Annotated in this window: 8 protein-coding genes, 3 pseudogenes and 1 other annotated feature; all 11 genes and pseudogenes read left to right on the top strand. The window is 57.2% G+C overall.

What is annotated here, in order from left to right; all coding sequences use genetic code 11:
- Window positions 1-305 precede the first annotated feature (305 nt).
- The 11 genes and pseudogenes from A2G06_06655 (at window position 306) to A2G06_06705 (ending at window position 15,976) form a co-directional block, all read left to right on the top strand.
- Window positions 306-2,593 (top strand): annotated as a pseudogene (locus A2G06_06655) (diguanylate cyclase).
- A gap of 58 nt (window positions 2,594-2,651) precedes the next feature.
- Window positions 2,652-3,430: pseudogene (locus tag A2G06_06660) on the top strand (peptidase A24).
- 12 nt (window positions 3,431-3,442) lie between these two features.
- Window positions 3,443-5,016, top strand: a pseudogene (locus A2G06_06665) (two-component sensor histidine kinase).
- A 35-nt stretch (window positions 5,017-5,051) separates the two neighbouring features.
- Window positions 5,052-6,419 (top strand): histidine kinase, encoded by a 1,368-nt coding sequence (locus A2G06_06670; protein ANA40046.1) that lies wholly within the window; start codon window positions 5,052-5,054, stop codon window positions 6,417-6,419.
- Window positions 6,420-6,516: 97 nt separating this feature from the next.
- Window positions 6,517-7,107 (top strand): pilus assembly protein PilE, encoded by a 591-nt coding sequence (locus tag A2G06_06675; GenBank protein ANA41617.1) that lies wholly within the window; start codon window positions 6,517-6,519, stop codon window positions 7,105-7,107.
- Between the two features lie 360 nt (window positions 7,108-7,467).
- Entirely contained in the window at window positions 7,468-12,447 is a 4,980-nt protein-coding gene (locus A2G06_06680) for a hypothetical protein (GenBank protein ID ANA40047.1), read from the top strand.
- A 1-nt stretch (window position 12,448) separates the two neighbouring features.
- Window positions 12,449-12,928, top strand: a complete 480-nt coding sequence (locus tag A2G06_06685; protein ANA40048.1) for a hypothetical protein — start codon at window positions 12,449-12,451, stop codon at window positions 12,926-12,928.
- 34 nt (window positions 12,929-12,962) lie between these two features.
- Window positions 12,963-13,292: a hypothetical protein gene (locus A2G06_06690; protein ANA40049.1), complete on the top strand. Its 330-nt coding sequence runs from the start codon at window positions 12,963-12,965 to the stop codon at window positions 13,290-13,292.
- 2 nt (window positions 13,293-13,294) lie between these two features.
- Window positions 13,295-14,530 (top strand): hypothetical protein, encoded by a 1,236-nt coding sequence (locus A2G06_06695; protein ANA40050.1) that lies wholly within the window; start codon window positions 13,295-13,297, stop codon window positions 14,528-14,530.
- A 7-nt stretch (window positions 14,531-14,537) separates the two neighbouring features.
- Complete coding sequence (locus tag A2G06_06700) at window positions 14,538-15,215, top strand: hypothetical protein (GenBank protein ID ANA40051.1); 678 nt, start codon at window positions 14,538-14,540, stop codon at window positions 15,213-15,215.
- A 218-nt stretch (window positions 15,216-15,433) separates the two neighbouring features.
- Window positions 15,434-15,529: a binding site (cyclic di-GMP riboswitch class I), on the top strand.
- 246 nt (window positions 15,530-15,775) lie between these two features.
- Window positions 15,776-15,976, top strand: coding sequence for a transcriptional regulator (locus A2G06_06705; GenBank protein ANA40052.1), 201 nt, complete (start codon window positions 15,776-15,778; stop codon window positions 15,974-15,976).
- Window position 15,977: the final 1 nt, after the last annotated feature.

The raw sequence follows: 15,977 nt of genomic DNA on the forward strand, positions 1-15,977 counted from the left end.
GTTACGCTATAACGCCGCCGGGTCCGTTGGTGACCGGCGGCGTTTTTCATGGGGTGCCTTTTCGCCGCGTGGGACAGTTGCCGGCGCGGGTCAAGATGGTGACATGCGTTGTCAATAATCTCGTGGAGATCGCGGGTGCCGGTTACCCCATAGCCGTGGCAAACATGCCGATGTCACGGATTATTTGTTCCGTTCGTTGTGTCGCTCCTGTTTTTGGATGGAATTTTGCATTTATTTAAGCTTTTATGGTTGCGGCCCCGTGCGCATGACCGACAGAACAAAGTCAGGATAATCTTCCGGGTCCCATGGCGAATCTCAAGCGATATAACGACGGCCTGTTCAAGCTTGACCTCTGGATCAGGCGACTGCTGACCATTGGTGAGTCGGGCGCGCTCTACACGGCCCTCTGCGATGGTGTCTGCGATATCGTCGGAGCCGGGACCGCTGTGTTTACCACCATCGACATCCAGGCCGGCACCCTGACCTACATGGCCGCGTCCGGGGGCTGGAATGCCATGGTGAAAGGGCTGGCGGTCCCCATGAAGAGCGGGAATCTGTGTGCATCGGTGGCCGCCTGCGGTACTCCCCTGCGGATCGACCGGATATCCTCCCGCGCTGACTCCTGCGAACTCCTGCAGGTGATGGACATGGATGCGGCGCTGCTGGTCCCCGTCCTTGAGGAAGGGAGAGTGACGGCCTGTCTGTCCGCGTTCCGGGTAGGCAATCCCTTTGATCAGATCGACGAGCAGCTTCTGCAGCAGTATGCCCACACCGCAGCCATGGTACTGCGCACCGTTCACCTCATGGTCGACCTGCGGCGCCATGCCGCCATGCTCGAAGAGGAGAACGATGAGCGGACCAGGGCCGAGCAGAAGCTGGCCGAGACCAACGTCTTCCTCAATTCCGTGGTTGACGGTGTGGCCGAGCCCATGGTGGTGGTCGGGCTCGATCGCCGTGTCATCATGACGAACCGGGCGGCTCGCGACTTTTTCCAGATAGCCGAGGCCGGCAGTGACGAGGCCTGCCATCGGCTCATTCACCATCGCGATACCCCCTGCGTCAGAGACGAGGGGATGCGATGCCCCCTGCTCGATGTGCGGACGGCGAAGCGTCCGGTCATCGCAACCCAGGAGCATCGGGACCGGAGCGGGGACAAGCGCGTGGTGGAGGTCATGACGTCCCCGCTGCTCGGCAGCGATGGCACAGCCATCGGGATCATCGAGGCGTTCCGGGATATCACGGATCGTCGCCAGGCCGAGGAAACCATCCGGCAGATGGCGTACTACGACTCACTCACCGGGCTGCCCAACCGCAGGCTCTTCAACGACCGGCTCCGCCAGTCCCTTGCCCTTGCCCAGCGGAGCAAGCGTCTTCTGGCAGTGCTGTTTCTCGACCTGGACCGGTTCAAGCTGATCAACGATACCCTCGGGCATGCGGTGGGAGACAAGCTTCTCATGCAGGTGGCCAAGCGCCTCAAGGGGGTCTGCCGCCGCGACGGCGACACCGTGGCCCGGCAGGGCGGCGACGAATTCATCATCAATCTGTCGGTCATTTCCGACGTGAAAGATGCCCTGAAAGTGGCCCAGAAGATCATAGACAGCCTGCGGACCCCCTTCGTGATCGATGGACACGAGTTGTTCATCACCACGAGCATCGGTATCAGCGTGTTTCCCTATGACGGCCGCACGAGCGACGCTTTGGTGAAGAACGCCGATTTTGCCATGTACCGGGCCAAGGAGCAGGGGCGAAACAACTGCCAGCTCTACACCCCCGAGATGAACAGCAAGGCATTCGAGCGGCTTTCCCTTGAAAACGATCTGCGCAAGGGGCTTGAGCGGGAAGAGCTGGTTCTCTACTATCAACCCAAGGTCAACGTTGACGACGGCAAATCTCCTGCATGGAGGCCCTGGTCCGCTGGCAGCACCCCACCCTGGGGCTCGTGCCGCCGGCGCGCTTCATTCCCCTGGCGGAAGAAACGGGGCTCATCGTTCCCCTGGGCGAATGGGTGTTGAGGACCGCGTGCCGCCAGAACCGGGAATGGCAGAAGGCCGGCTACCCACCCATGCAGGTGGCGGTCAACATCTCTCCCCGCCAGCTCCAGCAGGGAAGCTTGGTGGAGGTGGTGGAGCGGGCCCTCTCCGACTCGGGGCTCGCCCCCCGGTGGCTCGTTCTGGAAGTGACGGAGAGCATCATGATGGACGGTACCGAAAGCACCTTGGCCACCTTCCGCGTGCTGGAGCGAATGGGAATCCATATCGCCATTGATGATTTCGGTACTGGATATTCATCCCTGCACTATCTGAAAAAGTTTCCGATCCATGCCCTGAAGATCGACCGTTCGTTCATTCGCGACATCACAACGAACCCTGACGACGAGGCAATTACCAGCGCGGTGATCACCATGGCAAAGGGGCTCAATCTGAAAGTGGTTGCCGAAGGTGTTGAAACCGTGGAGCAACTGGAAGTGCTGCGGGCGCTGCAGTGCACCCACATGCAGGGACATCTCTTCAGCCGCCCCGCGCCGGCGGAGCAGTTCGCGCCGGTCTTCGGCCGGGCTGCGGGCGCCTACCTCGGTTTTGGAACCTGGTGTTGACGGGGCCGGGCGGGAACAGGGCGACAAGGCCCAGGCAGGCTGTGTTACCGGTTAATCTATGACCTTGCCAATTGTGTTCTATATCTTTTCCTTTGTCCTCGGGGCAGTGGTCGGCTCATTCCTGAACGTCTGCATCTATCGGCTGCCAACGGGTGAGTCGGTGGTGTTCCCCCCTTCCCGCTGTACCTCCTGCGGGACGCGGATTCGTCCCTGGGACAACATCCCGCTTCTGAGCTGGCTCATCCTGCGCGGATCATGCCGCGCCTGCGGTGCGAAGATATCGGCCCGCTATCCCCTGGTGGAACTCATCAACGGCCTGCTCTGCCTTGCCCTGTTCCTCAAGTTCGGGCCGACCCTGACCTTTGCGGCCCTCTTCGTATTCTGCTCCGCCCTGGTGGCGATCACCTTCATCGACCTCGACCATCAGATCATCCCCGATGTCATCAGCCTGCCCGGAATCGTCCTCGGCTTTGCCCTGTCATTTGTCCTTCCCTGGCTCGGCTGGCTCAACTCTCTCATCGGCATCGTGGCGGGGGGCGGGAGCCTCTTGCTGGTGGCCTGGCTCTACGAGCGGCTGACGGGCAAGGAGGGAATGGCGGCGGAGATATCAAGCTCCTTGCCATGATGGGGGCCTTTCTCGGCTGGCGGGCAGTGCCGTTCATCATTTTTGCCAGTTCTCTGGTGGGCTCGATCATCGGGCTCACCGTCATGATGCTCCAGAAAAAAGACAGCAAGCTTGCCATCCCGTTCGGCCCGTTTCTGGCGCTGGGGGCACTTCTCTACATCTTTTTCGGCAAGGCGATCATTCTCTGGTACCTGAGCATCGGCGCCCGGTAGCGAGGTGCACCCGTGAGGCGTCTGCGCTTCAGTCTCAGCTTTCTGATCCTCTCTTCCCTTACGTTCCTCCTGGTTCTCACCTGGCTCCTCCTGAGCCTGATCTCCTTCAAAACCGCCGAAAGCGACCTTCTCCGCCAGAAAAGCGACAAGGCGCGCATCCTGCTCGCTTCCTTTACGGCGCTGGTTCCACCGTCGCTGGACGGGATCGGTCCTTCGGCGGCCGGCGTGCTTGCCCGCCAGTTGGCGGGTGAGCCGGAATTCACGGCCCTGACCGTCGTGCGGGGTGATGGAACGCCGGTGTTCGGCCTGGGGAGCGGTTCACCCGTTGACGAGCGCTTGGCGGCCTGTCTTCGCGACGGCGCCGAATCGGCCTGGTTCCCTGCGGGGGAAGGCGTTCTCATCCGCTATGCCCCGATCGTCAGTGACGGGGCGACCGTTGGCGCGGCCAGGCTCATCCTTTCCCTGGCAGGGGAGCGGCAGATGCTCGCCCATTCGCGTCACCTGTTCCTCGCCTACTTCGCCCTCGATTTCCTTCTCCTCCTGGCTGTGGGGTCACTGCTGCTTTCCCGCTTTATCATCATTCCCATGCGCAAGCTCCTGGCCGCAACGGAGCGGATCGGCGCCGGCGACTATCACCATAAGGCCGTGGCTCCGGGGAGCCGTGAGATAGCCGAACTGGCCGATTCATTCAATCAGATGGTGGACGCCTGCGGGTCAAGGACGAAGAGGCGGCGCGCCACGTGGCGTCGCTGGAGCGGGCCAACCGGGAGCTCAAGGAGGCCCGCGAGGAAACCCTCAGATCCGAAAAAATGGCGTCGGTGGGAATGCTGGCCGCAGGAACGGCCCACGAGATCGGCACCCCGCTGGCAGCCATCATGGGGTACGTATCGCTCTTGCGGGATGATGAATCCCTTGATCCGGAAAGGGCCGACTATCTTCGCCGGATCCTACAGGAGGCCGAACGGATCGACCGGATCGTCCACGACCTGCTCGATTATGCCCGCCCCGCGCCCCTTGCCGCCGAAGAGGTTGACGTGGCCTGCCTGGTGTCTGAAACTGTGGAGATGGTGAGTCGGCAGGGGGCCCTTAAGCGGGTGCAGGTGCACATCGGGGCAGGCGAGGAAAACGCAGCGGCCGTGACCGACCCCCATCAGCTCCAGCAGGTTCTGATCAACCTGCTGATCAATGCCCGCGACGCCATGCCCGCTGGTGGACGCCTGGATGTCACCGTGTCGTCCGGAATGTTCACGCCGCCGGCGGGGCTCACCGATAACGGTCCCTGGACTGTCATGGCCGGACGGCGCAAGGACGACTTCGGCGGGGTGTTCCGCACGCCGTTTGCCGGGGACGGAAGCGAGGCGCCGTGCATCCGGATTGCCGTGACCGACACCGGATCCGGGATCGCACCCGAGCACCTGGAGAGGATCTTTGATCCCTTTTTCACCACCAAGGAGCCGGGCAAGGGGACTGGGCTGGGCCTGTCCATCTCGGCCAGGATCATCGACTCCCTGGGTGGGAGAATGACCGTCGAAAGCACGGTAGGGGAGGGGACGCGGTTCGAGGTATGGCTTCCGGTCTCGAAATGAAATGAAATCCACTGGGTTATGGACAGGGGCATGAAATGAAAAAGCGGATACTGGTCGTCGATGACGAAGAAAACATGCGGCACATGCTGTGCGCCATGCTCCGCAAACAGGGCTACGAGGCCGTGGAGGCCACCGATGGCGAAGCGGCCCTGGCCCAGGCATCTGCTGCTGCCTACGACTTCATCCTCTGCGACATCCGGATGCCGGTCATGGACGGCGTTGGGTTCCTGCGGGCCTTTCAGCAGGCCGGACTCCCCGGCACCGTTATCATGATGTCCGCCTACGGTACCGTGGATGCGGCCATTGCCTGCATGAAGGAGGGGGCCTACGATTACGTTTCGAAACCCTTTAAAAATGATGAGATCCTCCTGGTCCTCAGGAAGGCGGAGGAGCGCGAGCGCCTCAAGAGTGAAAACCGGCGGCTGCGGGAAGTGGTCGGGCGGGAGTATTCGTTCGGCAGCATTGTGAGTCGCAACCCGCGCATGCGCGAGATCTTCAACCTTATCCGCAAGGTGTGCGACGTGCGGACCACCGTCCTCATCCTCGGCGAGTCGGGAACGGGCAAGGAACTGGTGGCCCGGGCCATCCACCACAACGGCAGCCGCAGCGACAGACCCTTTGTGGCGGTCAACTGCGGGGCCATCCCCGAAAGCCTTCTGGAGTCGGAACTGTTCGGTCACGTGCGCGGTGCCTTTACCGACGCATCGTCGGACCGGGCCGGACTTTTCGAGGAGGCCAACGGCGGGACGCTCTTTCTCGACGAGATCGGTGAAATGCCCCTGGCGCTCCAGGTGAAGCTTCTGCGCGTGCTGCAGGAGGGTGAGGTTCGACGGGTGGGCGGGGCCAAGGCCCTGCGCGTCGATGTCCGGATCCTTTCCGCCACTTCCCGGGATCTGGCCCGGGATGCCGCGGAGGGACGCTTTCGCGAGGATCTCTTTTTTCGCCTCAACGTGTTCAGCATTACCCTGCCTCCCCTGAGGGAGCGGTTGGAAGACATTCCGCTGCTCGTGAACCACTTCCTGCACAAGTATGGCGAGTCTTTCGGCAGGTCCGGAATGGTCGTGTCGCCGGACGCCATGAAGCTGCTTGCCGCCTATGGCTGGCCCGGCAATGTGCGTGAACTGGAAAACTGCATCGAGCGCGCATTCATTCTCAGCGAAGGAGAAATCCTCGATAGTGGAAGCCTGCCCGATGTCGTGCGGGGGGACTCGGCTGGAACTCCTTCGGGGTTCCGTCTCCCCGAGGACACCCTTTCCATCAAACAGGCCGAAGAGTATCTAGAGCGGGAATTCATCCGCAGGGCCCTGGCCAAGACCGGCGGGAACCGGACCCAAGCCGCGCGCTTGCTGGAAATCAGCCATCGGGCGTTGCTCTATAAGCTTAAGGAGTTTGGTATCGAGTAAAGTAAAAAATATTAATAAAATGTTGTAAATGTAAGAGGGCTGTGCAATTATTGCAAAGTCCTTTTTTTGTCACAAGGAGGTGACCGGGATGAGCGGGATGGTTAACCGCACCATTCTGCCCCCAGGGAAGGGGGATAGGGGGGCGGGTGGTTTCACGCTGCTCGAACTGCTCGCGGTGGTGGCGATCATCTGTGTCCTGAGCGTGATTGCCGTTCCCGCGTTCAGCAGCCTGTACGCCGACTGCTGCCTCAAGGCGGCGGTCTGGGAGATCAAGGATCTGTTCAAGGATGCCAAGCTGTTGAGTATCCAGGGCAAGTCGTGCTGCATCGAATTCGATCCCCCCCGCGGGCGGGCGATGCTTTACTCCGGCAGGGGGGAGGATGGACAGTGGGGTACCGGCGATGAGCAGTTTGTCAGAGAGGTTCGCCTCTCCGACAAAGGGGGCGGCCTCAGCTTCGGTTACGGAGAGCGGGGGCCTGTCCTCAAGCCCAACAAACTCACCGCAACCGATGACGGAGTTGCATTCACAGGCAACCGGTTTTACAGCGCTGAAGGGGTTGTCGGTACGGGCGGCGGCATCTATATCCAATCCGCCACGTCCGGCAGTGCCGTGGCAATGATCTTCAATACGTCTGATTTTTCCTGCAAGCTGTACCACTGGGACGGGTCGGAGTGGATCAGGAAGTGACATAAATCGTGTACCGGGAACACTGGGGCTATGCAAAAATTGCATAGCCTTTTGTGTTATTATGGAATCTGTTGGGTAATAGCATGTAATTGCTGATGCTTGGTGGCATTGTTTCTTGGCGCGCTCCTTGCTAATATGATCGATGGATCGTTGCGGCTAGCCCGTCCTGCCGGGAACGGGGGGGGTGAATTGCTACTGCTCGAGAGGTCGAATATGCGCTTTAGTTTCAAGAACCAGGGGACTGTCCGGACTATCTTCGGGGCAGCATTTCTGTTTATGGCGCCGGTTGTCGCCAATGCTGCGTCGATGGGAGATTACTGCGTCCAACCGGCGTTCATAGCCGCCACTGTTCCGCCGCAAGTGCTGTTCAGCATGGGGAAAGACCACAAGTACTACTTCCCCGCATTCAATGACGCCTCTGACGTGGATGGCGACGGCAAACTTGACACTACCTATGACCACAGCATCACATACTATGGATACTTTGATCCCTACAAGTGTTACACCTATATGACCTCCGGGGGCGAAGCAAATACGTTTATTGCCACCGGCGACACCTATGATCCGGTAAATCAGTCTGTTGATGCAAAGTACTGCACAGGTACTAATGCCGGCAAATGGAGTGGAAATTTTCTGAATTGGCTCACCATGTCGCGGGCCGACATCATCAAAAGAGTCCTTTACGGTGGTTACCGTACCACTGACAATTCATCTTCGACTTCAGCAGTCATTTCAGGCGAGAATATTCCCCAGGATGGCCATAGCTGGGCTAAGGAGTATGTTGGAAGCGACGCCACGAAGCTTTTTCCTGGTGCCGTCACCAACAACCGCGCCCTTTTCTGCGTTACCAGCAACGGTGCCTCCTCGAAACCGGTGTCTCAACTGCGTGTCATCCCCGATGTTACGGCGGTGACCGGCGTGACAGTGTCAGGGGGGCTCCGTGCATGGCATTGGGTGAACGTTGAGGGAAACGGCAACATATGTTCGGTGTCAGCCATAGACAAAAATGGTGACGGTGTGGCTGACAGCCATGCCAGCCTCGTCCCCACCAGCCAGCGCTTCGACATCAACGTCAAGGCATGCGGTGATCTGCTCGGCTACGAACTGGCTTCGGGTAAATGCGCCGCTTATGGCTCTAATTACAAACCAGTGGGTGTTCTGCAGTCCTATGGTGAGCGCAAGGCTCCCGGAGCAGGCAAGGTCTGTTCAAAGGACATGGCAACGCCCTGCAGTTCCAACAGCCAATGCTCTTCCATCAACAAGGGGGCATGCATTGATCAGGTGAATATGTACTTCGGGCTCATGACGGGTTCGTTCAAAAACCCGAAGGCAGGAGGAGTCCTCCGCAAAAACATCTGGAGCTTCCTGAACGAGGTGAACTCCTCTGCGGGTAACTTCCAGACTTCTAATACCGACCAGAAGGGACTCATCATACAGTCCATCGAGAGCATGAAATGTCCAACTACCTATCCTATTTCCCAGCGATGGGGGAATCCGACGGGCGAGATTCTGTATGAGGGACTCCGTTATCTGAAGGGGTTGCAATCCCCGACGCCTCAGTACGTAGCCGGCATAAGCGACGGTAGCGACGACGGGCTGAGCCTCACCATGCCCGCGTGGGATGCCCCGGAAGCAATATTCCCCATCTGCTCGCAGCGGTTCATTCTCCACTTAAGCGACATTTACAACAGCTTCGATACGGACCAGATACCGGGGACAGCTTTTTCCTCTTTCTCAAACAGCGCGGGCAATCTGCCCAACTTCGATCTCGGGGCCCTTGCCGACAGAATATTCGTCAATGAAAACAAGCCCTCCACGTCAATCACCGCCATGGTGGGGCAGAGTGGGACTACGGCGGGTGCGAATACCGATGGCACCTGTTCCGAAAAGACACTCACCGGTTTCGCCTCTGTCCGCGGGATCTGTCCTTCGGAACCGGACCTCGAGGGGGGGTATTCCCCTGCAGCAGTTGCACTTTACGGGCACAACAACATGAATGTAGCAACCTTCGCGGTTGGCTTCAATTCGCTTGTCCCCGAAATCACAGTGAAGACGTTATCGGGCTCCTTTGCAACGATAGTCCCCTATGGTAAGTCCGTCTCCACCGACAGCAGCCTGGGATGGAGTTGCTCTACCGCGAACTTCACATTTGCAGTCGACGCTTCGGCAAACGGAAAAGGGGTTGTTATTACCCCCAAAAACACCACTGGCAAATGTCCGACTCTTCAGATGGTCCGCACTTACGTGGTTGATACCCCGCTGTATCACTCGGGAACCAGTGATCTGAAATACATCAAGTTCAAGTCGAGCTTCGATGACGTAGGTGGCGGCGACTTTGACATGGACGTGCTTGCCGACTACACCATCTGCGCCGGGTCGATCAACACATCCGATCCCCTTTACACCAGTGGGAAATGCCCGTCGCTCTCCAGCGATCAGGTATCGATCAAGGTTGAACGGGTTTACTCCCAGGCCGGCAATGCAGCGGCATTCGGTTTCACTGTCGCGGGTGCAGGTTCGGCAAACGGGACCTACCTCATCGCGGAGCATACGGGGAGCAATCGGCCATGGGGGGCGGGCATCTCAACCACAAGTGCCACGCGAATCTTCACGGCTAGTGGCGAAAGTGGGAAACTCCCCGAAAATCCGCTCATGCTTGCCGCCAAATATGGCGGATTCAAGGATTCCGACGGGGATGGCCTTCCTTATATGGACGCAACCTGCGGTACCGCCAATCCGAATCCACGCTGTGCCGAGTGGGACGAAAAGGGCGACGGACTTCCCGATACCTATTTTCCGGTCAATAATCCCAACGAAATGGAGAGAAAGCTCAAGGAGGCCTTTGACGCCATCCTCGCACGTACTGCATCGGGGACAGCCGCTTCGATTCTCTCCAACAGCGAAGGAAGCGGTGCCAATATACTCCAGGCCATATTCTTCCCCAAGAAGATCTACGAAAATCAGACTGAAATATCCTGGTCCGGAGAGATGTACAATCTCTGGTACTATATAGATCCCCGCATATCGGGGAGCACCATTCGGGAGGACGACGACTATGTTCCTGCCTCGTCGCCTCCTCCTGACAATGACCACGTTCTCAATATAGGAACGGCGAACGTGATCAAACTCGCCTTTAACAGCGCCGCCAACCAGACGCTCATGACGAGGATCAGGCCCGATGGCTCACAGGAAACAGTGTCCCCCGACGATCCCGAATTCGGCCTCAAAAGTATCTGGAGCGCAGGAAAGCTGCTGTGGGGACGTTCTGCCGCAAGCCGGAAAATCTATACGCAACTTGCAGGCACGCTGGTGGATTTCACGGCCCTTACTACGGCTTCGGCCTCCACGCAGCAGTATCTTCAGGCATCAAGCCAGGCCGAGGCCAATAATATCATCAGCTTCGTCAAGGGGGACGAGCCTGCGGGGTACCGTAAGCGTAGCGTAACGATCGGAGGAGCCACGAACGTCTGGAAACTTGGAGATATCGTTTCTTCCACGCCACGCCTGCAGTCGACACAGCCGATCGGCAGCTACCAGCTTTCGTCTCCTCTGGGCTATGACGATTTAACGTACAAGAGCTTCACGGAAACAACCGGATACCAGAATCGGGGCATGGTCTATGCCGGGGCCAATGACGGAATGCTTCATGCTTTCAAGCTCGGCAAATTGACCGTAAAAGGCCCTGGCATTACCGGCAATATCAAGGCAACTCTCTCGGGCAACAAGCTGGGAGAGGAACAGTGGACGTTCATTCCGCGCAATGTGCTGCCCTACCTCAAGTATCTCGGTGACGTCAATTACAAGGAAAACAATCATATCTACTATGTGGATGGTACGACCCAGATCTTCGATGTAAGCACCGGCATCCCCGCTGGCTGCACGGAATCCAATTACTGGCAGTGCCCAAAGGCGAGCGACGGGTCGAGCTGGAGAACCTACCTTGTCGGCGGAATGGGGATCGGAGGCGCCTCACGGAAACTCGGCGATGCCGCATGCACTGATAAGACCGCTGCCGGCACATGCGTTAAGACACCGATTCTCGATCCGGCGGACAACACCAAGGGGCTCGGATTTTCGTCGTATTACTCTCTTGATGTGACAGGCCAGTACTTCGGCACCGACCCGAACACCAACACCCTTCAGAATCAGCCGAGCCTCAAATGGGAGTTCAATAGTCCGCAACTCGGGTTCACTACCACCGGGCCGGCGATCGTTCGCCTCAATGCCCGGACCTATGATGCGGCAAAGGGAAAATATGTATCGGATCGGACTAAGAACGGTCGGTGGCTGGTCGTATTCGGCTCAGGCCCCACCGGTCCCATCGATACGACGCTCAGGCAGTTCAAGGGAAAATCCGACCAGAACCTCAGGCTCTTTGTGTACGACCTCGAAAGGGGGTCCACGGCGGGCAATTACTGGGTCATCGATACCGGCATCACCGAGGCGTTTGCCGGATCCCTCAACAGCGCAGTGGTCGATACGGACCGTCCAAACAAAAATGCCGATGGGTATTATCAGGACGATGCCCTGTATGTCGGATACGTGCAGAAAGCGTCCGACGGTAGCTGGACCAACGGTGGAGTGCTTCGGGTGATCATTCCCGACAGTGTCAGCCCCGATGACGTCGGCTTCAACCCCTCGACCCAGTGGAAGGTGTCGAAGGTTATCGACGGAATCGGTCCCGTAACGTCATCGGTGGCAAAGCTGCAGGGCAAGAATCTCTATCTCTTTTTCGGCACGGGACGTTACTTCTTCAACGGGGACGATGCCAACGCCACGACCCGCCGCCTGTTCATGGTAAAAGAACCCTGCTACAAGGCCACGGTGATCCATGACGACAACACCAAGACTGTCTTTGATATCGACGATTCATCCAGTTCCACCTGTGCGGCCGCTCCCCTCACGCTCTCTGATCTGACCGACCGGACGGCTGGCACGGCAAACGAATCTGTCGACAAAGGCTGGTACATCACTCTTGATCAGGGGGAGAGAGTCATTACGGACCCTGTCGCTACCGTTAACGGATCGATTTTCTACACTACATTCGTGCCCGAGCCGGATATCTGCAAGTTCGGCGGGACCTCCTACCTGTGGGCAGTGAAGTTCGATTCAGGATACCAGCTTGATGAAAGCGCCAAGGTTGGGAAAGTGCTCATTCAGGCTTCAACCGGGGGGTTTGAGGAGGTAGATCTGGCAACCGCGATGGCAGGGACGAACAGCAAGCAGGGACGGCGCATGAATGAGGGGATTATCGGCAAGCCGGCTTCCGATGCACCGCCGATCATTTCCAAGGCGGGGCTCAAGCCGGTCAAGAAAATACTCCATATCAAGGAGCGGTGATATGAGACAAGGGGGCTTCTCCCTTGTTGAACTGGTGGTTGTCATGGGGATCGCAATGGTTCTGATCGCTATCGGCACCCTTCAGTTCAATGAATACAGTCGTAAAAACGCCATCGAGAGTCAGGCGAAAAAGCTCCAGGCCGATCTCCTCAGGACAAAGGCAGATGCCCTTCTCCAAAGAAGAGACCGGGCAGTGACATTTTCTTCGTCCCAGTATTCCATCTACTCATCCTCCGTTACAACGGTAGGCCCGGTGCAACAGGTCGCGGTGAAAAATGCCATTTCGTCTGATATCGCCGGACAGCTAGTGTTCGAGAAGTCAGGGCTGGTTACCGATCCGTCCATGGCCAACAGAGCAATCTGTGTGGGGCCGAGCGGTAATCGGGCAGCAGTCGATAGCGTGGTCATCACGGATACGCAAATACGGATTGGGAAATGGAGTGCCGGCAACTGTGAAATGGCAAACATTACGCTCAAATGATAGCGGCTTCACGCTCCTTGAAGTGCTTGTCGCCATGGTCATCATGGTGGTTGGGCTGTTGGGGCTCCTTCAGGCGGTGAATGTCTCGATGGAGCATAATCTTCGGAACATGGCGCGTGATGAGGCATCCAGAATTGCGGACGAACGAATGAATTCGCTGCTTGCCCGTCCCTTCGACAAAATTTCCTCAACTTACTCGCCGGAATTCGTCCCGAGCAGGATTCGCGGCGTCAGCAAAAACTACACCGTAGAGAAGAAAAGCACAGAGGTCGGGGGATCATCGCTCCAATTGGAAGTGCTGGTTTCGTGGGCCTATAAAGGAACGACCCAACAACAGGAACTCGTCTCCCTCAAGACGCGCTGAACATGGAAGGACGTCAGATGTTGAAAGAGCGGGGTTTCTCACTTGTCGAGCTGATAGTGGTCATGGCTATTTTTATGGTCGTCATCATCATCAGTGGTAATGCATTCGAGCGTATTCTTCTCCATTCGGGGCAACTCGGCAAGTCAGCCCAGTCGGAAATCGAGGGGGTCATCGGGCTCGAAATCTTCAGGAGGGACATCGAAGTGGCGGGATTCGGCCTTCCTTGGTCTTTCCAGGACGCGCCAACGGCCTATGAAGAGGTGAGTGTCGATCCTGATGAAATAATAAAAGATTTTGATCCCGCAACTCTTAACGACATCCCTCCGGCTTTACCCAGGGCAGTGGTCGACGCTACGATTCCCGGCGCAAACAAGATCATTGACGGAAGTTCCGACACGAATTCCGGTACCGATTATCTTGTCATCAAGTCAGCCGCCCTGTCCGCTCCTCCCGATGCCGGAAGGTTCTCCTACGTAAACTACTCGGGCAACGAACTCTCAAACAGGAGTTATCTCGTGGACCGGAACGGTCCGGATGATGTGAAGGATGGCGACCGAGTCATCAGCATCCTGTCGACATTTTCCGCTGAAAGGGGTGACAACAGGCAACTGTTGATGAATGGAGCATCTTTTTTCTACACGGTCAACGGAAGTGAGCCGGTACATAGCGCATTCAAGCCTTCGGGCGAAGATGAGAGGGTCGATGTCTACAGCATAGACAGTTCGAGCGATCTCAGGATGCCTTACAACCGGGCTGACTATTATGTGAAAAAGCCGGCAACAGGAGTGCCCCCCCGTTGCAACCCCGGCACGGGAGTACTGTTCAAGTCTCGTGTCGCCCAGGGCGCGGCTTCCGGCAATACCGGCTACGAACACTATGCTCTGCTTGACTGTGTGGGAGACCTTCAAGTCGTTTTCGAGCTGGATACATCCGGCGCATCCCACAGCGGCGCCCGATCGATCCGGGCAACCCTGGCAGGTCTGTCCGCCCAGGAGATCCGCGAACAGCTTCGGACGGTAACCGTGTATATTCTCACGCATGAAGGAAAAAAAGACCCGTCCTTTTCGTACCCTGTAAATGATCCCAGCGAGGTGGTGGTCGTTTCAGACCCACATGTAAAGAGCGCCGGTCGCATCTGGAAGCAGGCCGACATGCTCAACGCGTTTGGAACTGACTGGCGGAACTACCGCTGGAAGGTTTACGCAGTCAGCGTAACCCCTAGAAATCTCCTCCAATGAGCATCGGGTGGATCCTATGAAAATTCTTGACAATGAACGAGGGGTGGCTCTGGTAACCTCGCTTCTGCTTACGCTGATCTCGCTGGGAGTCGTCCTGACGCTGCTATATCTCGTTCTGCAGGGGACAAAAATGTCCGCGGCGAGAAAGACCTATGCCAACTCACTGGAAGCGAGCTACGGCGGGGTCGAAGTGGTTACCAAGGAAGTGATTCCCTATCTGTTCGCCAATATCAGTTCCTCGACGAAAATGACTGATCTCCAGTCGTCCTTTGGGGGCAACAGTCTCACTTTCTACGTGTCTGACGCATGCATCAAGCAGAAACTCGCACTACCGGCCGAGTTGTGGTCGGCCTGCTCCGATGCCCAGAGATCTCAGTCAACTGACACCATTAAAAGTGCACCCGACTTGGGCTTCAAGCTCAGAGGAACATCCGGCAAAGCAGGGTTTAACGTGTATTCCAAAATTGTCGATACATCGCCCGGCAATTCAGATCCGTCATCGCAGACATCGGGAGAGGCTGAATGGTTCCTTGCTGCCTCGGGCGCCGCCTATAACCCCGTTGTTGCCGGCAGCGGCGGTGTAAAGGTTAAACATATTCCAGGGGTGTACAAACTTGAGGTCCAGGGAGAACGTGAAACATCTTCGCAGGAAAAGGCGACCCTGTCCGTACTCTATGCGTATTAACCCATGTCGGCTGACAATTTATGGCACTTGAGGTGCCGATAGTGTCAATTGGCTGACAATAACGGGTGAGGGGAGTCTGGCAATACATCGTCACGGCCGGTCAATGTTCATGATATCGCCCTGTTATGAGTTGTGAGGTCTGCCGGGTTCATTGTGGAATCCATATTGCATTTTTGCTGCTAAATCGTGCCTATTGTTACTGGTAGGCCTTCATATGATATCGATAATACTAAACCATCCGCGAGGATGGGGCGGAAAGCTACGGGGTGGGGCGGAAAGCTACAGGGTCTCACTGAGACAGCCGGGTTGCCGAAATATCACCACCGTGATAGTCGGCCCCGGCTTTTCTTTTGCCCGGGTCCGATGGCGGAGCGGGACACCAACGCATGACCACCATGAAATTATCCTCAAGTTTTCCTGTGTTGACACCGATAGTTACACTATTGGCGTCAATTTCGCATAAAAGGTTTCAATTTGTTTCAAGTGTAACTAATAGCTTGACTTTCGATTCAATTCCGGTAGATTTCGCGTTGAATCATATAATTATTCGGGATAATGCAATGAAATACCGAAACAACGTGAAGAAGATCAGGGAAGAACGGCTCATGAGCAAGGCTGAACTGGCTCGGCTTGCGGGCGTCTCCCCGGCAACCATAGAGAGAATCGAGCGCGGCGAGGAATGCCGCATGGAAACCAAGAGAAAGATCCTGCTTGCTCTTGGTTTTTCGTTGTCCGAAAAGGACGCGGTGTTTATCGACTGAT

This window comes from Geobacter anodireducens (assembly GCA_001628815.1).
Taxonomy (GTDB): Bacteria; Desulfobacterota; Desulfuromonadia; order Geobacterales; family Geobacteraceae; genus Geobacter; species Geobacter anodireducens.